This is a genomic window from Kitasatospora sp. NBC_01300, assembly GCF_041435235.1.
Lineage (GTDB): Bacteria > Actinomycetota > Actinomycetes > Streptomycetales > Streptomycetaceae > Kitasatospora.
In genome coordinates, this window is the sequence record NZ_CP108408.1 from 6,537,025 (window position 1) to 6,561,639 (window position 24,615).

Below are 24,615 nucleotides of genomic sequence, written 5' to 3' on the forward strand. Positions count from 1 at the left end.
CGGGAAACCGGATGGGGGTTCTTTGCGTTGTGGTTCACTCGTCCTGGAGTTCCTCGTCCTCTTCCCACCGTCGCGATTGCGCCTGGGCCGATGACCGGCCGTCGGGTTGAGGCGGTACCGGCGCCGTTCCCCACGCCGGCCGGGTCAGCCAGGAGTCCCTGTCGTTGGTGAGCCGGGCGATGCCCGTCCCGTCCGGCCGCATGGTGTAGAGGTCGGCCTCGGAGCCGGCGGGGGCCTGGGCGAACACGATGGACTTGCCGTCGGGCGCGTAGGACGCGGTGCCGTAGAAGACGTTGGACGGGGCGGGGGTCAGCGCGCCGATGGCGGTGCCGTCGGGGTGGACGGTGTAGATGCCGCCGCCGGGGGCGTCGGCGCGGCCGGCCGGGTAGGTGGTGAAGAGGATCTGGGTGCCGTCGGGGGACCAGTTGGCGCGGTCTCCGGCGCGCAGTTCCCAGGGGGTGAGCTGCCGCAGCCCGGTGCCGTCCGCGGCGACGACGTAGATGGCGCGGCTGTTGGCGGGCTGACCGGTGGCACCGGTGCGGTACTCGAAGGTGAGCTGTTTGCCGTCGGGGGACCAACTGGGGTTGCTGACCTGCCCGGAGTACGGCTTGTCGTTGGTGAGGAAGGTGAGCCGCTGGACGTCGGTGCCGTCGGGGCTCATCAGGTAGAGGTCCGAGTACTGGATCTGGTTTCTGTCGGCTTGGTCGAGGGCGCCCCAGGAGCGGCTGAAGGCGAGTTGCTTGCCGTCGGGCGAGTAGGCGGGGGCGCGTTCGTCCTCGTTGGTGCAGTCGGCGGTGCCGGTCTCGCAGAGCTGGTCGATCTGGTGGGCGCCGTCGCCGTTGGTGGAGACCGTCCAGAGGCTGGCGGCGCCGCTCCGTGGGTCGGTCCGGTCGAAGGCGATCGTGCTGCCGTCCGGGGACCAGTCGGGGCGGTCGTCGCGGGTGCGGTCGGGCGGCTGGGTGACCTGGTGCCAATCGGTGCCGTCGGGTGCGAGGGTGACGATGGCGCTGGTGGTGCGGGCGGTGTTGAGGAAGACCCCGCCGACGATCAGACCGTTGTGCGCGGTGGCCGCAGGCGTTCCGGCGGCGGCGCCGACCACGCCGGGGCTCGCGGTGGCGGTCGTCGACTCGGCGGCGGTGGAGGGGGCGTCCGCCTGGATCTCGGACAGGGGGATCTCACCGGGTTCGGCGCCGCACCCGGTGAGCAGGGTGCTCAGCAGCAGAAGGCCCGCACCGGCGCTGGCGCGGGTGCGGGCCTCGGGTGTGGACCTGGGGGACTGCCGTGTGCGGGTCATCCGTGTCATATCCGCTCCGACCTTTCCGACCTCTCCGGCGTTCGCTCCGTCTCCGATGCAGGACGAAGGCCCCTCAAAGGGGCTGTCACTGTGTCAGACGGGGAGCGTCGGCGACCGGGCGACACGCGACGTCTGGCGTTCGGTCGGTCACACGGAGTAGAAGGTCTCACGGAGGGCGGCGCGGAGTGGCGGCGTGGAGCGGTGGTGCGGGGTGGAACCGGGGCGGGGCCGGTCAGCCCCGGGCGGCGCGGCGCTCGGCCTTGGCGAGGGCCTCCGCCTCGTCCTCGGCCTCGGCGACCTCCAGGGTGGGCGCGGTGCCGTCGAGGTGGGAGGGCAGCCACCAGGTGTCGTCCGGGCCGGAGGGCTTGCCGGGGTACTCGCGCTGGGCCTGGTCGAGCATCTCGCTCATGGCCGCACGCAGCCGTCTGGTGACCATGACGGGCTTGTCGTTCGGGCCCAGGTGAATCGGCTCGCCGATCATGATGGTGACGGGGACGTGGCGCTTGGTCAGGGTCTTCGGGCGGCCCTTGGTCCAGAGCTGCTGGGTGCCCCAGAGGATGACGGGCAGCAGCGGGGTGCCGGAGTCGGCGGCCATCCGGGCGGCGCCGGTCTTGAACTTCTTCAGCATGAACGAGCGGCTGATGGTCGCCTCGGGGAACACCCCGACGACCTCGCCGGCCTTGAGGGCGCGCACGGCGGCCTCGTACGCGGGCTGTCCGTCGGTGCGGTCGACCGGGATGTGCTTCATGCCGCGCATCAGCGGGCCGGAGACCCGGTGCTTGAAGACGTCGTCCTTGGCCATGAAGCGGGTCTTGCGCTTGCCGCCGCGGTAGGCGCCGAGGCCGGCGAAGAGGAAGTCAAGGTAGCTGATGTGATTGCTGACCAGTACGGCTCCGCCCCTGGCGGGGATGTTCTCGGCGCCTACGATCTTGATCCGCACGTCGAGCGCACGGAAGGCGGTGAGTGCGGCGCCGATCACCGGCGGGTACACGAACTCTGCCACGGTCAGTCCTGACTTCCACGGGCCGGAGCCCGGTACGGCGGGTACCCGCGTCGCTGAGCGGGGGCCGACCGGAGCGCGGCACGCCGCGGCGGTCACGGGTGATTCACGGAGATGATCCCCCGAACGAGTGCCTGCTGTCACCTGAGGCGTGCGGTCAAGCGGATATTCGCGGTGTGATCTCCGTGATGAGTTCGGGTGGGAACTTTTCCCTCCCCGGCGACCTGGAGGTCCCGCTCTGTGCCGGAGGCCCGGAGGCCCAAGGGGTGGCTAGGCTCCGGCGCCGACGCGACCCTGGGCGCGGCGGACGAAGGGGTAGACCTCACGGCCGAGGCAGTAGCCGAACGCGGCGTTGAGGAAGGCGGCGGCCAGGGCGAAGGCCGTGGCCAGCAGGCCGAGCCAGGCCACCCCGGTGAGGAAGCCGAGGGCGCCGACGACGGCGAACACCAGGCCGACTCCCTGCGCGAAGCGGGGCGGCCGCTCGTCCTCGGTCTCGGAGGGCGGGGCCAGCCGGGGGAGGAGGAAGGTCTGGTAGAGCCAGCCGTAGGGGGAGAGCCGCAGGCCGCCGAACGCGCCGAGTGCGAAGACGAGGGCCTGGACGGCCAGCAGTACGTCGCTGCCGGTGATGAGGGCGGCGGCCAGCACGATCGAGGTGAGCGCGGCGGCGAAGCGGGGACCGCGGGGGTCGATCTGCACGAGGGCTCCGGGAGGGTCGCGACGGGCGGCGGCGGGGCGCGTCAGCGACAGCGGGTGGTGGTGGCCCGGCCCAGGTCGACGACGCGGCGGGAGGTCAGCAACGGCGGTGCGGTGCGGTCGGATTCCACCCGGCGATCGTACGCGGGCCCGGCCCGGTGGTCGACCTCCCTTTTGAGGCCCGGGGCCGCTGCCGCAGACTGGGGACGGCCGGTTGGTGGTGTGCGTCGTGGTGTCGGCGCCGGCGACCACCTCCGGGCTGCTACGGGCACGGCACGACGGGAGGCTGAGGGTGCGCACCAACGGCGGGGCGGTACGGCTGTCGGAGGCGGAGCTGGGCGGGGCGCTCGGCGAGCGGGCGACCCTGGTCCAGTTCTCGACGGCGTTCTGTCAGCCGTGCCGGGCCACCCGCCGGGTGCTCGCGGAGGTGGCCGGCATGGTCGACGGGGTGGCGCACGTCGAGGTGGACGCCGAGGAGCGGCTGGAGCTGGCCCGTCGGCTGGAGATCCTGCGGACGCCGACCGTCCTGGTGCTGGACGGGGGCGGTCGGGTGGTGCGCCGGGCGGCCGGACTGCCGCGCAAGGTGGATGTGATCGCGGCGCTCGGCGAGGCGGTGTGAGCGCCGGGGGCCCAGGCGATCCTGCGGCGGATATGTAGTCCGATCAGGTGGTGTCGGGGCTGCCCTGGGGCAGGATGGGCGCAGACGGAAGTGCAGCCGCCCGACCTAAGCTACTGGCCAGTAGTGACCACTGGACTACTGCCGAGTATGCTGCCAGGAAGTTCCGGACCGGCACGGGAACCCGCTGCCCGGAGCGGGCGCGCACCGTGTTCGCGCCCCGCTTGCACAGCCGCAGCCGCCGGACGAGACCAGTACAGGAGACAGGCCGTGAGCTTGAGGATCGTTGTCTGTGTGAAGTACGTGCCGGACGCGACGGGTGACCGTCGGTTCGCGGACGACCACACCACCGACCGGGAGGGTGTGGACGGCCTCCTGTCGGAGCTCGACGAGTACGGCGTGGAGCAGGCGCTGCGGATCGCGGCGGCGAACGAGGGCGCCGAGGTGACGGTGCTGACGGTCGGGCCGGACGACGCGAAGGACGCGCTGCGCAAGGCGCTGTCGATGGGTGCGGACAAGGCTGTGCACGTGAACGACGAGGACATCCACGGTTCGGATGTGATCGGGACGTCGGCGGTGCTGGCGAAGGCGCTGGAGAAGACCGGGTTCGACCTGGTGATCGGTGGGATGGCGTCGACGGACGGTTCGATGGGCGTGCTGCCGGCGCTGCTGGCGGAGCGTCTGGGCGTGGCGCAGGTGACGCTGCTGTCGGAGGTGTCGGTCGAGGGCGGTGTGGTGCGGGGTCGTCGTGACGGTGACGCGGCGACCGAGCTGGTCGAGGCTGCGCTGCCGGCGGTGGTGTCGGTGACGGACCAGTCGGGTGAGGCCCGGTACCCGTCGTTCAAGGGGATCATGGCGGCGAAGAAGAAGCCGGTCCAGTCGCTGGACCTGGACGATCTGGGCATCGAGGCCGACGAGGTCGGTCTGGCGGGTGCGTGGACGGCGGTGGAGTCGGTGGCGGCGCGTCCGGCGCGGACCGCGGGCACGGTCGTCAAGGACGAGGGCGAGGGCGGGAAGCAGCTCGCCGGCTTCCTCGCCGACCAGAAGTTCATCTAGTCCCCCCGTTCGCGCATCCAACGATCGATCAGGAGCAACGAATCATGGCTGAGATCCTGGTTCTGGTGGACCACGCCGACGGTGTGGTCCGCAAGCCGGCCCTCGAACTGCTGACCCTGGCCCGCCGGATCGGCGAGCCGTCCGCGGTCGTGCTGGGCGCCGGTGCCGCCGCCGCCGACCTCGCGGCCAAGGCCGCCGAGTACGGTGCGGCCAAGGTGTACGTCGCCGAGGGCGCCGAGTTCACCGACCAGCTGGTCGTCCCGAAGGTGGACGCCCTCACCCAGATCGCCAAGGCCAACGACGCCGCCGCCGTCCTGATCACCTCCTCCGGCGAGGGCAAGGAGATCGCGGCCCGCGTCGCACTGCGGCTGGGCTCCGGCATCATCACCGACGCCATCGACCTGGAGGCCGGTGACGGCGGCCCGGTCGCCACCCAGTCGGTGTTCGCCGCGTCCTTCCAGGTGAAGTCGAAGGTGACGAAGGGCGTGCCGGTCATCACCGTCAAGCCGAACGCGGTGGCCCCCGAGGCCGTTGCGGGTGCGGGCGCGGTGGAGAACGTGGCGGTGGAGTTCACCGGGAACGCGGCCAAGGTCACCTCGCGCACCCCGCGGGTCTCGACCGGCCGTCCGGAGCTGACCGAGGCCGCGATCGTGGTCTCGGGCGGCCGTGGCGTCGGCGAGGCGGCCGGCTTCGGCGTCGTCGAGGAGCTCGCGGACGTGCTGGGCGCGGCCGTCGGTGCCTCGCGTGCCGCCGTCGACGCGGGCTGGTACCCGCACAGCAACCAGGTCGGCCAGACCGGCAAGCAGGTCTCGCCGCAGCTGTACATCGCGGCCGGCATCTCCGGCGCCATCCAGCACCGGGCGGGCATGCAGACCTCGAAGACCATCGTCGCGGTCAACAAGGACCCGGAGGCCCCGATCTTCGAGCTGGTCGACTACGGCGTGGTCGGCGACCTGTTCGCCGTGCTGCCGCAGCTGACCGCCGAGGTGAAGGCCCGCAAGGGCTGATCCCCGCACAGGGCAGTCGGAGGGCGTGGCACTGAGTATTCGGTGCCACGCCCTCCGGCGTTTCCGGCACGGGCCGGCACAGGCCAGGTGGGCGGCGGCTGGTGACCGCTGCCCACGGACGGTCCGGGTGCGGCCCGTAGAGTCGGCGCGACAGCGTGAGACGAGGGCGAGGACGGAAGCATGGCACTGCTGACCGCACTTCAGGGCGACTACGGGGACGCGGCGGACGCGCTGCGGATCGACGGGCGGGCGCTGTCCCGCGAAAAGCTGCTGGGCGCGGCGACCGCCGTCGCCGACCGGGTGGCCGGTGCGCCCGCGCTCGCCGTGCTCGCCCGGCCCGCCGTCGAGACGGTCGTCGCCGTGGTCGGCGGCCTGCTGGCGGGCGTGCCCGTGGTGCCGCTGCCGCCCGACTCCGGGCCCAAGGAACGTGAGCACATCCTGCGCGACTCGGGTGCGGTGCTGCTCGCGCACGCCGTGGGCGACACCGTGCCGGGTGAGGTGCAGGGGCTGCCGGTCGACCCGGCGGAACGCGCCGCCACCACGTTCGCCGAGCCCGCGCCGGACGCCACCGGCTTCGTCCTCTACACCTCCGGTACCACCGGGGCGCCCAAGGGAGCCGTGATCCGGCGCCAGGCGATCGCCGCCGACCTGGACGCGCTCGCCGCGGCCTGGCAGTGGACCGCCGAGGACACCCTCGTCCACGGCCTGCCGCTGTTCCACGTCCACGGACTGATCCTCGGCGTCCTCGGCGCCCTGCGGACCGGCAGCCGGCTCGTGCACACCGGGCGGCCCACCCCGGAGGGGTACGCGGCCGCGGGCGGCAGCCTGTACTTCGGGGTGCCGACCGTCTGGTCCCGGGTGGCGGCCGACCCCGGGGCGGCGGGTCGGCTGGCCTCGGCCCGGCTGCTGGTCTCCGGCAGCGCGCCGCTGCCGGTACCGGTGTTCGAGAAGCTTGCCGCGCTCACCGGGCACGCCCCGATCGAGCGCTACGGGATGACCGAGTCGCTGATCACCGTCAGCACCCGGGCGGACGGCGAGCGCCGGCCCGGCAGCGTCGGCCTGCCGCTGGACGGAGTGCGCACCCGGCTGGTCGGCGAGGACGGCGAGCCGGTGCCCTCCGACGGGGAGAGCGTCGGAGAGTTGCAGGTCGCCGGGCCGACCCTGTTCAGCGGGTACCTCAACCGGCCCGACGCGGACGCCGAGGCCTGGACGGCGGACGGCTGGTTCCGCACCGGGGACGTCGCCGTGATCGGTGAGGACGGCTTCCACCGGATCGTCGGTCGCGCCTCCGTCGACCTGATCAAGAGCGGTGGCTACCGGATCGGCGCCGGCGAGGTGGAGGCCGCGCTGCGCGACCACCCCGCGGTCGCCGACGCGGCGGTGGTCGGTGCGCCGGACGAGGACCTCGGGCAGGCCGTCGTCGCGTACGTCATCCCGGACGGCGCCGTGACGGGGGAACAGCTGACGGCCTTCGTGGCGGAGCGGCTGTCCGCGCACAAGCGGCCGCGCCGGGTCGTGCTGGTGCCCGAACTGCCCAGGAACGCGCTGGGGAAGGTGCTGAAGAAGCAGCTGTTGGCGGAGGCGGACCGGCAGGGATGAGGGGGCGTCGGGCGAGCGGCCCGATGACTGGCCTTCACCCTGATGCCCCGTCGGTGCTCACCGGCCGTGAACCCTTCCATTGGCTCACTCCACTGCGCGCCGTGAGCGGACGCGTGCCTACCGTGACACGCAGGCAGAACTGAATCCCTGGGCGGCATGCCACGGCTCCCGGTCGCACGACCGGAGGCCGTGGCATGCCGGGCGGGGTCTGCCGAGCCGTACGTGCCGTCTTACCGGGACGTGCGTGTCCGTAGCCGATTCCGCAGCCGCCCCCGTGGTGGCAGTTCGCAGCAGTGAGGGAAGACAGCAGGATGACCACCGTCAACACCGGCGCGCCGGGTGCCGCCGACGAACCGACCGGGCAGCACGCTGCCGCCACCGTCGACCAGCGGGCGGCCGCCGTCCGCCCGGTCCGCCCCGTCCGTCCCTCGCGGGCCGCCCGGGTGCGCCGGGGGATAGGCATGGCGGCCGTGATCGTGGCCGGTGCGGGTGTGATCGGCGTCGGCCCCGGCGTGAGCCCCGCCGCCGCCGAGTCCGCACCGGCGCACGCCGGGTGGGACGGCTCGCGGTACTGGTTCAAGAACAGTCAGGGGCAGTGGCGTTGGACGACGCACTACGACGTGTACGTGGCGCGGACGGGGGGCGGATCCTCCTCCGCGGCGAAGGCCCCGTCGACGGGCACGAAGTCGAGCGGGGGGATCAAGCAGGGGTGGGACGGGTCGCGGTACTGGTTCAAGAACAGCAAGGGACAGTGGCGCTGGACCACGCACTACGACGTGTACGTGGCACGGACGGGGGACGGATCCCCGTCGTCGTCCGGATCGTCCGGATCGTCCTCGTCGGGCTCGGCCGGCGGCGCGGTGGCGGGGGACCAGAACGTCGAGTCCGCCGTGCAGTTCGCGCTGAGCCAGCTGGGCAAGCCGTTCCGGACCGCGGGCAACGGGCCGGACGGGTACGACTGCTCGGGCCTCGTCCAGCAGGCCTTCCGGCGCGGCGGGGTGAACCTGCCGCGGGTGGCCAACGACCAGTACGCGGCGACCACGCCCATCAGCGCCGGCCAGCTGCGCCGGGGCGACCTGCTGTTCTGGTCCCCCAACGGCACCAAGCGGGGCATCCAGCACGTGGCGATCTACCTGGGCAACAACCAGTACGTCGAGGCGGCGCGGCCGGGCACGTTGATCCGGATCTCGGGGATCAGCAGCGGCTACTACCCGTCGTACATGGGGCGGCCGTAGGCCGAGTGCTCCTAGGCGTGTGAGTCGGGGCGTTCGGGAGTTGTGGCCCGGGCGCTCCCACCGGGGGGTGGGCCCGATCCGCCCGGGCCCGTCGGGAAGCGGCTGGTCAGAGGTCGGTCGGGCGGGGGAGGGCGCCACGGGCGCCCAGGGCGGTGACGGCGAAGGCGCCGGCGGCCACGGCGGTGGCGGCCGCGGCGGGGAGGTCGGCGCCGCGGGCGAGTCCGGCGGCGAGGGCGCCGCAGAAGACGTCGCCGGCACCGGTGGTGTCGACGACCTGGACGGCGGGGGCGGGAAGTCGGGCCGACCGTCCCTCGGTGGCGACCAGCGCGCCCTCGCCGCCGAGGGTGAGTACGACGCCGTCGGCGTGGCGGGCGAGGGCCCGGGCGGCCTCCTCGACGGTGGGGGCACCGGTCAGCTGGCGGGCCTCGACGGCGTTGGCGACGACCAGGGGGCGGCGTCCGGTCGGACCGGTGTCGGGGAGCGAGCCGGCCGGGGCGGCGTTGTGCACCCAGTGGGTGCCGTCGGCCGGCAGGGCGGCGGCGGTCGCGTGGATGCACTCCTCGGGGACCTCGCCGCTGGTGAGGAGCACGTCGACGGGGAGCAGGTGCAGGCGGGCGAGTGCGGCGGTGACCTCGGCGGCGGTCAGGTGGGCGTTGGCGCCGGGGACGACGACGATGCTGTTCTCGCCGGCGGGGTCGACCATGACGATCGCCTGCCCGGTCGGCGCGTCGGGGTGGGTGAGCACGGAGCCCGTCTCGACCTCCGCGCCGCGCAGGTCGGTGAGCGCGGCTTCGCCGTCGGCGTCGCGCCCGACCTTCGCGACCAGGTGGACGGCGGCGCCCATGCGCGCGGCCGCCACCGCCTGGTTCGCGCCCTTGCCGCCGAACCCCTGGGTGGCGGCGGTGGCGAGGACGGTCTCGCCGGGGGCGGGGAGGACGGGGCAGCGGAGGATGCGGTCGGCGTTGACCGAGCCGATGACGATGACGCGGCCGACTGGGAGCAGCTTCATCGTTCCTCTGTACGTGCTGGGGTGCGCGCGGCGCAAGCGGGCGCCGGGGGGCGCGCGAGGGGCGCGGGGAAGAATATGTCGACCGGTCTACTGAATTATGCAGACCGGTCTAGATATTGCCGAGAGGAATCTGTCGGTCGGTCTACATAGTCGGGTGGAGGGGGTGATGCGAGGTGATCTGGGGTGATGATGGCGCACAGGAAGTCGGACGGGCCGACTTCCTGTGCGCGCAGGGTGTGAGCGGGGTGCAACTTTGATGTAGACCGGTCTACATATTTCTCCCGGAAGGCGGCTGGCCTGGGCACATGCCCCTGTCAAGGGGCGGAGCGGGGCGCAACGGCGGGCGCGGTGGGGAGGTATGGGGAGCGGCGTGGCGCGGGTACCACCACGGGTGGCGCTGGTTCGGCCGACGGGGGCGCTGCCCGGTGCGAACGGCATCGGGGCAAGTCGAGGGCAGGGGACGTTGTGATCGTCTGGGTCAATGGCACATTCGGGGCGGGCAAGACGAGTGCCTGCCGCGAGCTGGTGGAACTGCTGCCCGGGAGCGTGCTCTTCGATCCCGAGCTGGTGGGCTTCGGCCTGCGCCGGATGCTCCCGGCCGACCGGCTGGCGACGGTGTCCGACTTCCAGGACCTGGCGGCCTGGCGCCGGCTCGTCCCCGAGACGGCGGCCGCGCTGCTCAGTGAGGTCGCGGGCCCGCTGGTGGTCCCGATGACCCTGCTCAGGGAGGACTACCGGGACGAGATCTTCGGCGACCTCGCCTCCCACGGCATAGCGGTGCACCACTTCGTCCTGGACCCAGAAGAAACGATCCTGCGTCACCGCATCGCCCACCGCGACGAGTGCCCGGGAGATCCGGAGGCCAGCGAGCGGGTCCGCACGTGGTGCTTCGAGCACGTGGCCCGCTACCGGGCCGCCCGACGCTGGCTGGTCGAGGACGCCCGGATGCTCGACACCAGCGAGCTCACCCCCCGCGAGACCGCCCACCGGATCGCCGAACTGGTCCGCGTCGGCGCCGCCCGCTGCCCGATCGTCCAGACCCCCGACCCGACCGGGGATACCGTGGCCTCCGCCGTCCTGTTCTTCGACGAACAGGACCGCGTCCTGCTGGTCGACCCCGTCTACAAACCCGACTGGGACTTCCCCGGAGGCGTGGTCGAGCGTGGCGAGGCCCCCACCGACGCGGCCCTGCGCGAGACCGCCGAGGAACTGGGCCTGCGGCTCGACCCGACCGGGCTGCGCCTGCTCGCCGTCGACTGGGAGCCGCGCACCGGCCCGCGCCGCGGCGGCCTGCGCCTGATGTACGACGGCGGTCAACTGGACGCCCCCGCCCGCCAGAACCTGCTGCTCCAGGCGGAGGAGCTGCGCGACTGGCGCTTCGTCACCCTGGACGAGGCCGCCGACCTGCTGCCCCCGAGCCGCTACCGCCGCCTCGCCGCCGCCCTGGACGCCCGCCGCAGCGGCGAGTTGCGCTACCTGGAGGCGGGCCGCCGGGTCGCGCTCGGCCTGGCCAGTACGGCCGACGCGGCGTAGCCGCCCGGGGCGCCTGACGAGCCCGGGCGCCTGACGAGCCCGGGTGTCGGGCCACCCCGGGTGCCGGGCCGCCCCGGGTGTCGGGCCGCTCCGGGTGCCGGGCCGTCCAGAGGCGGTGGCCGGCGCTCCGGGTGTCGGCCGACGGCCCAGGTCGTTGGCCGATGGTCCGGCGGGGGCGGGAGGATGGGGGCATGCCGTTCACACTGAGCCACCCCGCCGCCGTCCTGCCCCTGCTGCGCGCCGCCGGTGAGCGCGGGCCGCTGGTCGCCTCGGCGCTGGTCGCCGGATCGATGGCGCCCGACGTCCCGTTCTTCGCCGAGTCGCTGCTGCCCGGGGTGTACGGTCACGGCGGTCTGACGCACCGCTGGTGGGCCGTGCCGACGCTGGACGTCGCGATCGCGGGCGCGCTGGTGGCCGGCTGGCACGGTCTGCTGCGTGCGCCGCTGGTGGCGCTGCTGCCGGACCGGTGGGCGGGCGCGGCCGAGGCACTGACGGTCCGGCGGCCCGCCGGAGGCGGGGCGGGTACCGGGGCGGCGTGGTTCGTTGCGTCGGCGGCGATCGGTGCGGCCACCCACGTCGGCTGGGACGCGTTCACCCACGAAGGCCGGCTGGGTGTCCGGCTGCTGCCGGTGCTGGACCGGGAAGTGGCCGGGGTTCCGCTCTACTCGGCGCTGCAGTACGGCAGTTCGGCGCTGGCCCTGGCCGCGATGGCGGGCTGGGCGGTGCGGGCGGCGCGGGGCGTGGAGCCGGTCCGCCCGGCCGTGGCACTCGCTCCCCGGGCGCGCCGCGCCGCTGTCGCGGCCCTGGGCGCGGCGACGGCGGTCGGGGTGCTGCACCGGCTGGTCCCGCTGCGGCGGAACCTGATCCCGGAGTTCTGCTTCGGCGCCGGGGCCGGGCTCGCGGTGGGCGCGGTCGGTTACGCGGTGGTGGCGGGTGCCGCCCGCAGGTTCCGGGGCGGGCGGCCGGTGCCGGGGACCGCCGTCGGCGGTCCCCGGACCAACGTGCGTCAGACCGAGCGCAGTTCGGCGTAGCGGCGGAGGAACAGGGCCTCGGAGAGGGCCATCCGCTCCAGCTCCTGCGGGTCGACGCTCTCGTTGACCGCGTGGATCTGGGTGGTCGGCTCCTCGACGCCGATCAGCACGATCTCGGCCTTCGGGTAGAGCGAGCGCAGCGTGTTGCAGAGCGGGATCGAGCCGCCCTCGCCGGAGGCGACCATCTCGGTGCCGAAGGCCTCGGCCATGGCCTCGCCCATCGCCTCGTACGCCGGGCCGGTGGTGTCGGCGTTGAACGGGGCGCCGGTGCCCTGGCGCTCGACGGTCAGACGGGCGCCGAGCGGGATCTGCGCCTCCAGGTGGGCGACCAGCGCGTCCTGGGCGGCGTTCGGGTCGCTGCCCGGCGGGACGCGCAGGCTGACCAGGGCCTTGGCAGCGGCCTGGACGGAGGAGGTGGCGCCGATCACCGGCGGGGCGTCGATGCCGAGGACGGTGATCGCGGGGCGGGCCCACAGGCGGTCGGCGATGGTGCCGGTGCCGGTCAGGGCGACGCCGTCGAGCACCTTGGCGTCGGAGCGGAACTGCTCCTCCGGGTACTGGACACCGCTCCAGGTCTGGCCGCCGGCCAGTCCGGCCACCGCGACGTCGCCGTGCTCGTCGTGCAGCGAGGCGAGCATCCGGACCAGCGACTGCAGCGCGTCCGGGGCGGCACCGCCGAAGGCGCCGGAGTGCAGGTTGCCGGCCAGGGTGGTGACCGCGACCTCGACGACCGTCATGCCGCGCAGCGAGGCGGTCACGGTGGGCAGGCCGGGGGCGAAGTTGCCGGTGTCGCCGATGATGATGGCGTCGGCGGCGAGCAGTTCGGGGTGGGCCTCGGCGTAGCGCTCCAGGCCGCCGGTGCCCTGCTCCTCCGAGCCCTCGACGATGATCTTCAGGCTGACCGGGTAGCCGTCGCCGTACACCTGCCGCAGGGCCCGCAGGGCGGTCAGGTGCATCAGGATGTTGCCCTTGCAGTCGGCGGCGCCGCGCCCGTACCAGCGGCCGTCACGCTCGGTCAGCTCGAAGGCGGGGCTGAGCCAGGCGCTCTCGTCGAGCGGGGGCTGGACGTCGTAGTGCGAGTAGAGCAGCACGGTCGGCGCGCCCTGGGGGCCGGGCAGTTCGGCGTAGACGGACTGGGTGCCGTCCGGGGTGTCCAGCAGCTGGACGTTGGTCAGGCCCTCGGCGGCGAAGGCGTCGGCGACCCAGCGGGCGGCCTTCTCGCACTCCTCGACCGGGAACTGGCGCGGGTCGGCGACCGAGGGGAAGGCGACCAGTTCGGCGAGGTCGGTGCGGGCACGGTCCATCAGGGACCGGACGGCGTCGGCCAGCGGCTGTGACATCGGGGCTCCGAGGGGAAGGCTTCGCCCGAGGGGTGGTGCGGGCGGAGGGGCGGTTTGGGTACCGTCGATCATAGGCGGACTCGAACAGTCCGATCGGGTGGTTTCGCCCGGCGATCCCGGCCGGCGCACCGTCTGGTGGATCGGCCCGATGGATCGGTCCGGTGTCGATCCGGGCGCGATCCGAATTCGGTCAGGGTTCGGTCTGGCGTTCGGGGCGGCGCGGCCAGCGGCGGGCTCGGCGGACGCATAGGATTGCTCGACGTGACTGACTCCGGAAGCTCCGATTCCCGCAGCCCACTCGACACCGAGGCCTCGCCGCTCGACGCCGAGGTACCCGGACGGCCGTCAGGCCGGTCGTCAGGTCAGCCGTCAGGCGAGGCGTCCGAGGGGGCGCCCGAGACGGTGTCCGAGACCGGGACGGTGCCCGAGACCGAGGCCGAGACGGTGTTCGAAGCCGAGACCGAGGCTGGGACCGAGTCCGAAGCCGAGAGCGAGGCCGAAGCCGAGGCCGCGCCGAGGGTCGGCCGGTCGGCGCCCGAGCCGCTCGACGGCGTCTGGGACGTCGTGGTGGTCGGCGCCGGACCGGCCGGAGCCTCGGCCGCGCACGCCGCCGCCGTCCAGGGCCGGCGGGTGCTGCTCCTCGACAAGGCCGAGCACCCCCGCTACAAGACCTGCGGCGGCGGCATCATCGGCCCGTCCCGGGACAGCCTGCCGCCCGACTTCCGGCTTCCGCTGCAGGACCGCGTGCACGCCGTCACCTTCGCCTACGACGGGCGGTTCACCCGGACGCGTCGGTCCCGGCGGATGCTGTTCGGCCTGGTCAACCGGGACGAGTTCGACCTGCGCCTGGTGCAGGCGGCCAAGCAGGCCGGGGCGGTGCTGGTCACCGGAGTGACCGTCACCGGCGTCGAGCAGCGCGGCGGCGAGCACCGGACGGCGCTGGTGACGGCCGCCGACGGACGCACCTTCGAGGCGCGCGCGGTGGTCGGCGCGGACGGCAGTGCGAGCCGGATCGCCCGGCACGTCGGCGTCACCTTCGACCAGATCGACCTCGGCCTGGAGGCGGAGATCCCCGTCCCGCCGCAGGTCGCCGCGGACTGGTCGGGCCGGATCCACCTCGACTGGGGCCCGCTGCCCGGCAGTTACGGCTGGGTGTTCCCGAAGACCGAGTCGAGCAGCCTGACCGTCGGTGTCATCTCGGCGCGCGGCGACGGCGAGCGGACCAAGCAGTATCTCGCCGACTACATCCGGCGGTTGGGGCTGTCCGGCTTCACCCCGAGCGTGGAGTCCGGGCACCTGACCCGCTGCCGGGCCGAGGACTCGCCGCTCGCCCGCGGCCGGGTGCTGGTCGCCGGGGACGCGGCCGGACTGCTGGAGCCGTGGACCCGCGAGGGCATCTCCTACGCGCTGCGCTCGGGCCGGCTGGCCGGCGAGTGGGCGGTGAAGGTCGCGGAGGCGGGCAAGGCGGCGGACGTGCGGCGCGAGGCGCTGAACTACGCGTTCGCCATCAAGGCCGGGCTGGGCGTGGAGATGCGCGCCGGCAAGCAGCTGCTGGGCGCCTTCGAGCGGCGCCCGTACCTGTTCCACGCGGCGGTCTGCCTGGTGGCGCCGGCCTGGCGGGCCTTCGCCCGGACCACCCAGGGGCACACCACCTTCGCGCAGGTGCTCCGGCAGTACCGGGCGGCCAGGAAGCTGGCGGCGATGGCTTCCCGCTGACGGGCGGCGCATGCGGCCCTGGCAGCCAGGAAGGTCCGTCAGGCACCTGATGCGCGGACCTGATGCGCGGGCCGGCGCTCCGTCGTTCGCGGAAGGCCGGCCCTTGCTGCCCTACCGGCCCAACGGGCCGTGCCCTCCGGCTATTTGAGCCCGGAGTCGAGTGCGTTGATGAGCGTGCCGGAGGGGGTGTCGCCGGACATCTCCCAGATCATGCCGCCGAGCAGGTTCTTCGACTTGAGGTAGGCCGTCTTCTGGGTGATCGACCAGGCGTCGTCGAAGGTCCACCACTGGCCGCCGGCGCCGGTGTAGCCGTACGTCGCAATGGACTTGGGGTCGTGGTACACGGTCAGGTTGGGGACGCCGGTGATGAGGTTGTTGTAGCCGCGGGTGCCGGCCTCCTCGCTGAACTGGCCCGGGGCCGCGCCGTTCGCGGACTGCCACACGCCGGAGGCGCCGCCGTCCGCCACGCCCTGCCAGCCGCGCCCGTAGAACGGGAAGCCGATGGTGAGCTTGCGCGGGTTGACCCCGGCGCCGAGGTAGGTCTGGACCGCCGCGTCCACGCTGAAGTGGAAGTTGTACGGGTCGTTCGGGTCGGCGTAGAGGTTGGCCTGGGAGCCGGTGCGGTTGGGCTCCCAGGAGTTGTCGCTGCCGGAGCCGTGGAAGTCGTAGCCCTGGACGTTGGCGATGTCCAGCGAGCTGAAGATCTTCGTGAGGTCCCAGCCCGCGGCGACCTTCGCCGGGTCGGCCGGGGTGAAGGCGGTGAGCAGCTTGTGGGAGCCGCCCAACGCGTCGAGCTGCTTGCGGAATTCGGCCAGCAGCAGGGTCAGGTTGCCCTTGTCGTTGGCGTTCCAGTGGTTGCCCGCGTGGCCGTCGGCGGAGCCGGGCCACTCCCAGTCGAGGTCGATGCCGTCGAAGATCCCGGCCGCCACACCGTCGCCGCCGGCGCCGTTGTAGACCGGCAGGTTGCCCTTGATCCACACGTCGAGGCAGGATTTGACGAACTTCTGGCGGGACGCGTCGGTGGCGGCGACGTCCGAGAAGTACTTGGAGTACGTCCAGCCGCCGAGTGAGACGACCACCTTCAGGTTCGGGTACTTGGCCTTCAGCTTCTTCAACTGGTTGAGGTTGCCGCGGAGTTTGCCCCAGCCGTCGTCGGCCACGCCGTCCACCGACTGGTCGGCGCTCATCGGGCGGGCGTAGTCGGCGTCGGCGTCACCGGCGCCGGTGCCCTGGTCCGGGTCCTGCGGGTTGGCGGTGGTGCCCTTGGTGACGCCCGCCAGGCAGGTCAGGTTGACCGGATCGATGTTCTCGAAGGCGTAGTTGACGACGTCGAGCTTGGCCGCGCTGCCGGAGGTGTCGAGGTTCTTGACGAAGTACTGGCGGCCGTAGATGCCCCACTGGACGAAGTAGCCGACCCGGGCGTACTTTCCGGCGCCGACCAGGTCCGAGGTGGTGGCGGTGAGCGGGGCGGAGGCGGGGGAGGCGTTGTCGGCGGGGTCGCGGGCCTTCACGGTGAACGTGTAGGTGGTGGACGGGGACAGGCTGCCGACCGTCGCGGTCAGGGTGCTGCCGCTGACCGTGGCCACCAGTGTGCCGCCCTGGTAGACGTCGTACGCGGCGACCCGGACGTTGTCGGTCGCGGCGTTCCAGGCGAGCGTGATGTCCGACGAACTGATCGCCGTGGTGCGGAGGTTGGTCGGCGCGGTGGGCGGGACCTGGTCGGTCGACGGGTCGAAGGTGGCGGCGGTGACGGGCGCGCTGAGCGGTCCGGTGTTGCCGCGGCTGTCCTTGGCCCGGACGGTCAGCGTGTAGGTGGTGGCCGGGGTGAGCCCGGTGAGCAGGGCGCTGGTGGTGGTGCTGGAGCCGACCACGACGGCGCCGTTGAGCACGTCGTAGGAGGCGACCGGGAAGTCCCCGCCGGTGGCGACCGGCCAGGTCAGCGCGAGCGTGTGCGCGGTGGACTCGGTGACCGCCGGGGTGCCCGGCGCGGACGGCGGGACGTCGGCGGTGCCGTCGCACTTGTCGCCGTTGACGCGGCAGTTGGTGGGGGTGGCGACCGGGCCGTTGCCGACGAACCAGAAGCTGTACGGCTCGGTGGTGCCGTGGGCGTTGACGGTGGCGTTGTAGAACGCGTTGGTCGCGGTGACGTGCCGGCCGTTGACGGTGGCGGTGCCGTTGTAGCTGTTGCCGATGGTGACACCGGCCGGCAGGTCGAACTCCAGGGTCCAGCCGGTCACGGCGGCGGCGTTGTCGTTGTGGACGATGTAGGTGCCCTGCCACCAGGAGCCGTTGTCGGCGGTGGTGAAGGTGGCGGTGAGTTTTCCGGCGGCGTTCGCCGGGGTGGCCAGCGCGGTGAGCGCGGCGAGGGGCAGGAGCAGGACGGAGAGCAGTGCCAGCAGTCTGCTGCGCACGCGCGGGCGCCTGGCCCGGGATCGAGCGGACATGGTTCTCCCTGTGGCTGTGGGGGTTGGACAGGGTGACGTAGAACCGCGGTGCTTGGTGCGTGTGCGAGGGGTGCCCGCGCCGTGGGGAGACGGGGCATGGGCACTGTAGGAGGACTGGACCAATGCGTCAACAGGTCTGTACCACTGGGGAGTTGGAGGATCAGTCGAGGCGGTGCGGGCCGGTCGGGGGGATGGCGGGGGCGAACTCCGTCACCTGTTCGCCCCCGTCAGCTCGTCACCGAGCGGGCTGCGCAGGTACAGCACCGAGCGGCCGTGCCGGGCCCGGGTGACCAGGCCGGTGGCGGCGAGGACGGACAGGTGCTGGCTGACCGCACCGGGGGTGACGCCCAGCCGGTAGGCGAGGTCGGTGGTGGAGGCGGGTTCGGCGAGCAGGGCCAGCAGTCGGGCCTTCGGCGCGCCGACCAGCGCCTCCAGCGCGCGTGGCGGCACCGGCGTCCTCGGGCCGGCCATGCCCGCCTGGCCGCGCGCCGGGTAACTGATCTGCGGCGCACGCTCGTTGCTGATCATCGTGATCGCGCCGCGGGCGAAGAAGGTCGGGATGAGGACGAGGCCGCGGCCGTCGACGGCGGTCTCCCCGTCCCAGTCCGTCCACCGGCGGTTGATCGACAGGACGCCGTCCTCCCAGTGCAGCCGGTGGTCCAGGTCGGCGAAGAGCGCCGCCGCACCGTGCTGGGAGAGCAGCCGGGCCCGGTAGACCAGGTCGGCGTCCAGGACCGCACGGGCCTGCGGCCACCAGGACGGCGCGAGGCAGACCTCCCAGTACTCCTCCAGCGCGTCGGCGATCCGCTGCAACAGCCGCTCCGGGTCGGCCAGTCCGGCGGCGAGCCCGGCGGGCAGGGGCAGTCCGTGCGGCAGGAAGACCTGCTCCAGTTCGGGGCGCAGCTGCTCCGGCGGCAGCGCGCGGACGGTGGCCAGCTCGGTGCGGAAGTCGGCGGCGGGCGAGGCCGGGCGGGGCGTCAGGAAGTCGGGGATCCAGCGGTTCCCGGAGATGAGTGACAGCAGCAGCGTGGAGTCCAGCCGTTCGAAGGCGGGCCGGAGCCGTTCGAAGGCCGGGGTCTGGAGCTGGTAGACGCCGGGGTGGGTCCACATGCGCAGGCTGAGCGAGGCCTCCTGGATCGGGGAGACGGCGAACCAGGTGGTGGCGAGGTCGGCCAGGCTGAGCGTGAAGCGGTGCACGGGGGTGGTCTCCTGCGACGCGGCGCATGGGCGCCGGGGCCGGGGTGCGTGGGGCGCGTGGTTTTAGCCAGAGCCTAAAGGAGTACCGGACCCGGACCGTCAGGCGGTGTGATCAGCACATGACCACCACCTCGCCGGCGGAGACGTCCGGACCCGACCCCGCCATGCCCGGAGGCGCCGCCATCACGGCAACCACCGCAAGCACCGCGACGGTCGCAGACCCCGCGACGACCGGAAACGCCGCAGCGACCGCAGACCCCGGAGACGTCGCGGACCCAGGAGACCCCGCCGGCCCGCAGGCCGGCGGCGGGCTCGTCAGCGCCGTGCGACGGCGGCTGCACCCCGACCCGATGGTTCGTCGACTGGCCGGGCTCACCCTGGTCAACACGATGGGCAGTGGCCTGTCCATGTCCGTCGCGGTGCTGTTCTTCACCCGGGTGCTCGGTCTCAGCGCCGCCCAGCTGGGGCTCGGGCTGACCGCCGCCGGCCTGTGCGGGGTCGTCGCGAGCGTGCCGGCCGGCCGGGCCGCCGACCGTTGGGGCGCCCGGCCGGTGCTGGTCGTGCTGGTCGCGGCGCAGGCGGTCGGCACCGCCGGGTACACGCTCGTGCACAGCTATCCGGCCTTCGTGGTGCTGGCCTGCGGGGTCTCGGCCGTCGACCGCGGCGCCGCAGCCGTACGGAACGCGCTCTACGCCGAGGTGCTGCCGCCCGACCGCCGGGTGGCGGGCCGGGCCTACCTGCGGGTGGTGACCAACGTCGGCATCTGCCTGGGGACGGCCCTCGGCGCGATCGCGCTCCAGGTGGACACCAGGCCGGCCTATCTGACGGCGATCCTGGCCGACGCCGCCTCCTTCGCGGTCGTCGCCGTGCTGTTCCACCGTCTCCCCGTCCTCGCGCACGCGGCCCCGGTCGCGCCGCGCGTGGGACCGGAGGCCGACGGTGCCGGGCGGGGCAAGCGGCGCAATCCGGCGTTGCGGGACGGCCCGTTCCTGGTCGTGACGGTGCTGAACGCGGTCCTCGCCCTGCAGTTCGCCGTCCTGGAGGTCGGCGTGCCGCTGTGGATCATCCATGACACCGAGGCGCCCCGGATCACCGTCGCGGGCACCCTGATCGTCAACACCCTGCTGGTGATCGCCCTTCAGGTGCGGGCCACCCGGGGGACGGAGGACCGGTCGACGGCCGCCCGGCTCTGCGGCCGCGGGGGGCTGCTGCTCGCCGCCTCGTGCCTGGTCATCGGCCTCGCGCACGGCCTGCCCGCGATCGTCGCCGCCCTGGTGGTGCTCGGCGGCATCGCACTGCAGTCGCTGGGCGAGGTGTTCGGCCAGGCCGGCGGCTGGGCACTCAGCTACGACCTCGCGGGGGAGCGTGACCACGGCGCCTATCAGGGCGTGTACAACGCGGGTTCGGCGGCGGCGATGATGGCCGGTCCGGCGTTGGTCAGCACCGCCGTGATCGGGTTCGGCCTGGCCGGTTGGGTCGTCCTGGGCGCGGTACTGGCGGCGGCGGGCCTGGCGATGGGCCCCGCCGTCCGGTGGGCCGGGCGACGGGGAGGGCACGCCGGGGGCCGGTGACGCGGCCGCTCCCGGACGGGCGCGAGGACCTCGATCCCGATCAGCACCTCGGGCCGGATTGGCCCTGGCCGAGGGGCGGGTGGGCGTGCCAGAGTCGTGCGGGCGTCGCCCGGGCACCCGGGGCGGCGCCGCAGTCCGACCCACCCTCAGCCGGAAGGCAGGCCCCGCCGATGACCAGCGCAGAGCCCCTCGTCCGCGTCACCACCGCCGACGCCGTCACCACGATCACCCTCGACTCGCCGCACAACCGCAACGCACTCTCCACCCGGCTGATGGCCGAACTGCACGCCGGTCTGGCGGTCGCCGCGGCCGACCCGGAGGTCCGGGCCGTGGTGCTCGGGCACACCGGCAAGGTGTTCTGCGCGGGTGCGGACCTGTCCGAGGCGACCGGCGCGGACCCGACGGTCGGCCCGCGCGGCCTGGTCGAGCTGCAGCGGGCGATCGTCGACTGCACCAAGCCGGTGATCGCCGTGATCGACGGGCACGCCCGGGCCGGCGGCCTCGGCCTGATCGGCGCGGCGGACCTCGCCCTCGCCGGGCCGGCCGCGACCTTCGCGTTCACCGAGGTCCGGCTCGGCCTCGCGCCCGCCGTGATCTCGCTGCCGCTGCGCCCCAAGCTGGACCCGCGCGCCGCCTCCCGCTACTACCTCACCGGCGAGGTCTTCGACGCCGCCGAAGCCGCCCGGATCGGCCTGATCACCCGCGCCACCGAGTCCGCCGAGGACACCGCGGTCGCGTTGAAGGGCCTGCTGGACGCGCTGCGCCAGGGTTCCCCGCAGGGGCTGGCGGAGTCCAAGCGGTTGGCCAACGCCGAGGTGGTGCGGTCCTTCGAGCGGGACGCGGAGGGGCTGGTGGAGCTGTCGGCGCGGCTGTTCGGGTCGGCGGAGGCGCAGGAGGGGATGCGGGCGTTCCTGGAGAAGCGGCCCGCGCGCTGGGTGCGCTGACCCCGGGCCGCTCCACCCCCGGGCCGCTCCACGCCCGGCTGCTCCACGCCCGGCTGCTCCCAGCGCGCGGCGCGCCGCGCGCTGGGAGCGGTGCGGCCTCAGCCGATGGCCGCGCCGGTCCGCCAGAGTTCGAGCAGCGCCTCGTCGCCGTCGAGTTCGACCTGCGCGGGCCCGACCGGGAGCCGGTTCCACAGCAGCAGGTACAGGTCGTGGGCGGGGCCGGTGAGGGTGAGGTCGGTCGGTTCGGCGGCGCCGCCCGTGCCCACGGTCGGCGGCTCCTGGGTGATGGTCAGCTGCCAGGAGCCGGGGCCGTCGGTGGTCCGGACCCCGATGGTGCGGGTCCGTTCGCTGCGCAGCCGGGAGCGGCCGCCGACCACGAAGCCGCTCAGCAGTTCGTCGATGCCGTCGAGGGCGAGGGCGGTGTCCACCCGGGGGCCCTCGGTGCCGGCCGCCGCGTCGGCGTCGGCGCGGTGGACGGCGGTCTCGTGCGCCTGGCGGCGGGCCCAGAACGCGAGCGGGCTGGGCGACGGCAGGAAGGTCCAGCACTCGACGTCGGCCGGGGTCCGGGTGAGCGTGTCCAGCAGGGCGGCGTGGCCTTCGCGGAACCAGTCGAGCAGTGCGGCGTCGGACGGCTCCGGCCCGAACGCGGCCCGGCTGCCGTCCTCGTCGAGGGGCGCGCGCAGGCCCTGGGAGGGGTAGGCGGCGGCCCAGCGGTGGACCTTCCCGACGTGCCTCAGCAGGTCGTTCAGGCTCCAGTCCGGGCAGGTCGGTACGGGGGCGGCGAGGTCGGTCCGGGCGGCCGCCTCGGCGAGCAGGGTGCCCTCGCGGCGCAGGGCGTCAATGTGTTCGGTGATCTCCATGGGAGGGAGTGTGGCACCGGAGCCCGACGTCGGTCGCGGTTTTCGGACCCGCCCGGGCGGAGGTTCGGGCCTGGCCGTGGGAGGCCGCAGGCCAGGGCGGGTGCGGGGCCGGTGTGATGTTGACCGCCCGGCCGCCGGCCGGACCCTACGGGCCGGTAACGTGAGCTCATGCCGATAACCCGTTCGCTGCTCTCCGCGGTCCGAGCCGGTGGCCGCCGTGCCGCCGGCCGCCTCGTCCACCGGGGCTGGCGCTGGGTACAGCGGACCGGCGCGGTCACCCGGCAGAGCCCGGGCCCGTACCGGTTCGGCGAGTTGGGCGACGGTACGACACTGGCGTTCCCGCTCGGCGCGGTCTTCAACGAGCAGTGGATCACCATCGGGCCGTTCTCGATCATCGGTGAGCGGGTCACCATCAGCGCCGGTTTCCTGCCCGGCCTCGACCTCGGGCCCGAGCCGATCGTGCGGATCGGCGGCGGCTGCGTGATCGGCCGGGACAGCCACATCGTGGGCCACCAGTCGATCGTCCTCGGCGACGACGTGTGGACCGGGCCCGGCGTCTACATCTCCGACCAGGCGCACGAGTACCGGTCCACCGACCTGCCGATCGGCAAGCAGTGGCCGCGCAACGAACCGGTGGAGATCGGCGCCGGGAGCTGGATCGGCACCGGCGCGGTGATCCTGCCGGGGGCCCGGATCGGCCGCAACGTGGTGGTCGCGGCGGGCGCGGTGGTGCGCGGCGAGGTGCCCGACCACAGCGTGGTGGCCGGAGCGCCGGCCAAGGTGGTCCGCCGGTGGACGGCCGAGGAGGGCTGGCAGCCGCCGCTGCGCCACGACGCGCCCCAGCCGGTGCCGGACGGCGTGACGGCGGAGCAACTGCGGGCCCTGGTGGGGTGGGACCTGCGCTTGCCGGGGGAGCAGGACTGATGCACCCGCGCCGCCGTCCCGGTGGCGCGGGTGTCGTCGGCCGGCCACGTCCTAGCGGACGGCGGGGGCCTGTTCGGCGGCGCGGGCGGCGATGGCGGCGGTGATCCGCAGGACGTCGGCGGGGCGGGCGGGGTCGAGGCCGGTCAGGGCGGCGATCCGGCGCAGCCGGTAGTCGACGGTGTTCGGGTGCAGGTGCAGGGCGCCCGCGGTGTGTCGCCGGTTGAGCCCGCCGGCCAGGTGGGTGCGCAGGGTGGTGAGCAACTCGCCGCCGTCGGCCAACGGTTCGAGCAGTGCGGCGAGCCGGGAGCGGGCCTGGCTGGGGCGGGTGAGCTGGTATTCGAGCAGGACGTCGTCGAGCCGGTACAGGCCGGGTGGGCGGTCGAACGCGCGGGCCACGTCCAGGACTTCGTACGCGAGCGCGGCCGCGCCGGGGACCTCGCCCGGTGCGGCGGCCGCCGCTGCGGCCAGGACGGGGACGCCCCCGGCCCGGGCGGCCGCGGCGACGGTGGCGGCCAGGTGCTGCCACGGGAGCTCGGCGGGCGTGCCGGGCCGCCCGGGCGCGCGCTCCGGCCGGGCCTCCGGGGGCGGGCCGAGCGGGACGAGCACCAGGCCGCCCGAGGGGGTGAGTGTGGTGATCGCCGACTGCCGTGTCCGGTGGTCGAGTTCGGCGACGAGCCGGCGGAGCTTGCGGCGGCCGGCGATGCCCGGGTCGACACCGGGGGTGTGCTCGTCGGTGTGGTCGGCGACGGACAGGCACAGGACGGCGTACCGGGGCGGTAGTCGGAGTCCGGCCCGGGCGGCGGCCTCGTCCGCCGGGGTGCCGGCGAGCAGTGCGGTGAGCAGTGACTGCCGGGCGGCCGCGTGCCGGTCGCCGGCCGGGCGGCGTTCGTCGAGGTAGCCGGCGCCGGCCGCGGTGGTGGCCTGGCGGAGCTGGTCGAGCAGCAGCCGGTGGAGGACGAGCAGGTCGGCGGCGTCGCCGTCGCGGGCGTGCCGGGTGACGAACTCCCAGCAGATCTCCAGCCCGAGGTGGTGGGCGAGCAGGACGGCGTCCAGCGGCAGGCCCTCCTCGGCGCGGCGGGCGGCGGCCTCCCGGACGGCGGCGAACTCCTCGTCGGGGGCGGGGAGTCCGGTGCGGACGGCGTGGGCCAGGGCGCGGATCCGGCGCTCGGTGTCGCGGGTGAGTTCGCCGGTGAGCTGTTCGCGGGGCAGGCGGTGGTACACGGGCACGCGGTCCAGCAGGGCGGCGACCACGTTCTCGGCCAACTCGCGTACACCGCCCAGGAGTCGCTGGTCGGCCGGTCGGCCGCCGATCACCGGGACGCGCCAGCCGGGCGTCCGGTCGGCGGTGTGGTCGGCGGAGTGGTCGGGCACGCGGACGGGAGTACGGGCGGGGGTGCGGTCGGGCGTGAGGTCGGGGGTGGTGGTGGGCGCGGAGTGCGGCTCGGAGCGGGGTGTGGCGTCGGGTGAGCGGCCGGGCGAGGCGGCGGGTGCGTTGTGACCGGTCACAGAGAACACCGTCCAGGTCTGGGGAACGCCCAAGGGCCGG

General features: G+C 73.9%; 20 protein-coding genes. 11 read left to right on the forward strand and 9 right to left on the reverse strand.

Features of this window, described 5'->3' with window-relative positions:
• Nucleotides 1-34 precede the first annotated feature (34 nt).
• The 3 genes from OG556_RS28585 to OG556_RS28595 all read right to left on the reverse strand — a co-directional run bounded on the left by OG556_RS28585 (nt 35) and on the right by OG556_RS28595 (nt 2,990).
• On the reverse strand, nt 35-1,294 hold the full coding sequence (locus OG556_RS28585; protein ID WP_371521087.1) for a TolB family protein: 1,260 nt from the start codon (nt 1,292-1,294) through the stop codon (nt 35-37).
• A 232-nt stretch (nt 1,295-1,526) separates the two neighbouring features.
• The gene (locus OG556_RS28590) at nt 1,527-2,297 is read right to left on the reverse strand and encodes a lysophospholipid acyltransferase family protein (protein WP_371521090.1); all 771 of its coding nucleotides are present in this window, start codon (nt 2,295-2,297) and stop codon (nt 1,527-1,529) included.
• Nucleotides 2,298-2,564: 267 nt separating this feature from the next.
• The gene (locus tag OG556_RS28595) at nt 2,565-2,990 is read right to left on the reverse strand and encodes a DUF4395 domain-containing protein (RefSeq protein WP_371521092.1); all 426 of its coding nucleotides are present in this window, start codon (nt 2,988-2,990) and stop codon (nt 2,565-2,567) included.
• Nucleotides 2,991-3,204: 214 nt separating this feature from the next.
• Here OG556_RS28595 and OG556_RS28600 point away from each other — a divergent pair, with 214 nt between their 5' ends.
• The 5 genes from OG556_RS28600 to OG556_RS28620 all read left to right on the forward strand — a co-directional run bounded on the left by OG556_RS28600 (nt 3,205) and on the right by OG556_RS28620 (nt 8,500).
• On the forward strand, nt 3,205-3,606 hold the full coding sequence (locus OG556_RS28600; RefSeq protein WP_371522955.1) for a thioredoxin family protein: 402 nt from the start codon (nt 3,205-3,207) through the stop codon (nt 3,604-3,606).
• Between the two features lie 267 nt (nt 3,607-3,873).
• The gene (locus tag OG556_RS28605) at nt 3,874-4,659 is read left to right on the forward strand and encodes an electron transfer flavoprotein subunit beta/FixA family protein (RefSeq protein ID WP_079135488.1); all 786 of its coding nucleotides are present in this window, start codon (nt 3,874-3,876) and stop codon (nt 4,657-4,659) included.
• Nucleotides 4,660-4,703: 44 nt separating this feature from the next.
• On the forward strand, nt 4,704-5,666 hold the full coding sequence (locus OG556_RS28610; protein WP_371521095.1) for an electron transfer flavoprotein subunit alpha/FixB family protein: 963 nt from the start codon (nt 4,704-4,706) through the stop codon (nt 5,664-5,666).
• A gap of 180 nt (nt 5,667-5,846) precedes the next feature.
• Complete coding sequence (locus OG556_RS28615) at nt 5,847-7,265, forward strand: acyl-CoA synthetase (protein WP_371521098.1); 1,419 nt, start codon at nt 5,847-5,849, stop codon at nt 7,263-7,265.
• A 311-nt stretch (nt 7,266-7,576) separates the two neighbouring features.
• Entirely contained in the window at nt 7,577-8,500 is a 924-nt protein-coding gene (locus tag OG556_RS28620; protein ID WP_371521101.1) for a C40 family peptidase, read from the forward strand.
• 106 nt (nt 8,501-8,606) lie between these two features.
• On the opposite strand, the gene OG556_RS28625 is transcribed toward OG556_RS28620, so the two are convergent.
• Complete coding sequence (locus OG556_RS28625; RefSeq protein ID WP_371521103.1) at nt 8,607-9,509, reverse strand: PfkB family carbohydrate kinase; 903 nt, start codon at nt 9,507-9,509, stop codon at nt 8,607-8,609.
• A 465-nt stretch (nt 9,510-9,974) separates the two neighbouring features.
• Between OG556_RS28625 and OG556_RS28630 the strand changes: the two genes are divergently transcribed.
• Nucleotides 9,975-11,042, forward strand: coding sequence for an NUDIX domain-containing protein (locus OG556_RS28630; RefSeq protein WP_371521105.1), 1,068 nt, complete (start codon nt 9,975-9,977; stop codon nt 11,040-11,042).
• 191 nt (nt 11,043-11,233) lie between these two features.
• Nucleotides 11,234-12,073: a DUF4184 family protein gene (locus OG556_RS28635; RefSeq protein ID WP_371521107.1), complete on the forward strand. Its 840-nt coding sequence runs from the start codon at nt 11,234-11,236 to the stop codon at nt 12,071-12,073.
• Here the strand turns inward: OG556_RS28635 and OG556_RS28640 are convergent.
• Nucleotides 12,049-13,413, reverse strand: coding sequence for a dipeptidase (locus tag OG556_RS28640; protein ID WP_371521110.1), 1,365 nt, complete (start codon nt 13,411-13,413; stop codon nt 12,049-12,051). The two genes, OG556_RS28635 and OG556_RS28640, sit on opposite strands and share 25 nt — an antisense overlap.
• Before the next feature lie 564 nt (nt 13,414-13,977).
• On the opposite strand from OG556_RS28640, the gene OG556_RS28645 reads away from it, so the two are divergent.
• Nucleotides 13,978-15,129 (forward strand): geranylgeranyl reductase family protein, encoded by a 1,152-nt coding sequence (locus OG556_RS28645; RefSeq protein ID WP_371522957.1) that lies wholly within the window; start codon nt 13,978-13,980, stop codon nt 15,127-15,129.
• 140 nt (nt 15,130-15,269) lie between these two features.
• On the opposite strand, the gene OG556_RS28650 is transcribed toward OG556_RS28645, so the two are convergent.
• A complete protein-coding gene (locus OG556_RS28650) occupies nt 15,270-17,573 on the reverse strand; it encodes a glycosyl hydrolase family 18 protein (RefSeq protein WP_371521113.1) in 2,304 nt (767 codons plus the stop codon).
• Between the two features lie 210 nt (nt 17,574-17,783).
• Nucleotides 17,784-18,770: an ArsR/SmtB family transcription factor gene (locus OG556_RS28655; RefSeq protein ID WP_371521116.1), complete on the reverse strand. Its 987-nt coding sequence runs from the start codon at nt 18,768-18,770 to the stop codon at nt 17,784-17,786.
• A gap of 119 nt (nt 18,771-18,889) precedes the next feature.
• Here OG556_RS28655 and OG556_RS28660 point away from each other — a divergent pair, with 119 nt between their 5' ends.
• Nucleotides 18,890-20,341: an MFS transporter gene (locus OG556_RS28660; protein ID WP_371521119.1), complete on the forward strand. Its 1,452-nt coding sequence runs from the start codon at nt 18,890-18,892 to the stop codon at nt 20,339-20,341.
• Between the two features lie 170 nt (nt 20,342-20,511).
• Entirely contained in the window at nt 20,512-21,285 is a 774-nt protein-coding gene (locus OG556_RS28665; RefSeq protein ID WP_371521122.1) for an enoyl-CoA hydratase family protein, read from the forward strand.
• 98 nt (nt 21,286-21,383) lie between these two features.
• Here the strand turns inward: OG556_RS28665 and OG556_RS28670 are convergent, their stop codons facing one another.
• Nucleotides 21,384-22,145 (reverse strand): maleylpyruvate isomerase family mycothiol-dependent enzyme, encoded by a 762-nt coding sequence (locus OG556_RS28670; protein WP_371521125.1) that lies wholly within the window; start codon nt 22,143-22,145, stop codon nt 21,384-21,386.
• 168 nt (nt 22,146-22,313) lie between these two features.
• Here OG556_RS28670 and OG556_RS28675 point away from each other — a divergent pair, with 168 nt between their 5' ends.
• On the forward strand, nt 22,314-23,069 hold the full coding sequence (locus tag OG556_RS28675; protein ID WP_371521127.1) for a DapH/DapD/GlmU-related protein: 756 nt from the start codon (nt 22,314-22,316) through the stop codon (nt 23,067-23,069).
• A gap of 51 nt (nt 23,070-23,120) precedes the next feature.
• On the opposite strand, the gene OG556_RS28680 is transcribed toward OG556_RS28675, so the two are convergent.
• On the reverse strand, nt 23,121-24,575 hold the full coding sequence (locus OG556_RS28680; RefSeq protein WP_371521130.1) for a PucR family transcriptional regulator: 1,455 nt from the start codon (nt 24,573-24,575) through the stop codon (nt 23,121-23,123).
• Between the last annotated feature and the right edge of the window lie 40 nt (nt 24,576-24,615).

Bases quoted from the DNA above. Each gene is read 5' to 3' on its own strand.
- OG556_RS28615 (WP_371521098.1), top strand. From the start codon at position 5,847: ATGGCACTGCTGACCGCACTTCAGGGCGACTACGGGGACGCGGCGGAC.
- OG556_RS28635 (WP_371521107.1), top strand. From the start codon at position 11,234: ATGCCGTTCACACTGAGCCACCCCGCCGCCGTCCTGCCCCTGCTGCGC.
- OG556_RS28665 (WP_371521122.1), top strand. From the start codon at position 20,512: ATGACCAGCGCAGAGCCCCTCGTCCGCGTCACCACCGCCGACGCCGTC.
- OG556_RS28585 (WP_371521087.1), bottom strand. From the start codon at position 1,294: ATGACCCGCACACGGCAGTCCCCCAGGTCCACACCCGAGGCCCGCACC.
- OG556_RS28610 (WP_371521095.1), top strand. From the start codon at position 4,704: ATGGCTGAGATCCTGGTTCTGGTGGACCACGCCGACGGTGTGGTCCGC.
- OG556_RS28660 (WP_371521119.1), top strand. From the start codon at position 18,890: ATGACCACCACCTCGCCGGCGGAGACGTCCGGACCCGACCCCGCCATG.
- OG556_RS28675 (WP_371521127.1), top strand. From the start codon at position 22,314: ATGCCGATAACCCGTTCGCTGCTCTCCGCGGTCCGAGCCGGTGGCCGC.
- OG556_RS28640 (WP_371521110.1), bottom strand. From the start codon at position 13,413: ATGTCACAGCCGCTGGCCGACGCCGTCCGGTCCCTGATGGACCGTGCC.
- OG556_RS28625 (WP_371521103.1), bottom strand. From the start codon at position 9,509: ATGAAGCTGCTCCCAGTCGGCCGCGTCATCGTCATCGGCTCGGTCAAC.
- OG556_RS28620 (WP_371521101.1), top strand. From the start codon at position 7,577: ATGACCACCGTCAACACCGGCGCGCCGGGTGCCGCCGACGAACCGACC.
- OG556_RS28670 (WP_371521125.1), bottom strand. From the start codon at position 22,145: ATGGAGATCACCGAACACATTGACGCCCTGCGCCGCGAGGGCACCCTG.
- OG556_RS28650 (WP_371521113.1), bottom strand. From the start codon at position 17,573: ATGTCCGCTCGATCCCGGGCCAGGCGCCCGCGCGTGCGCAGCAGACTG.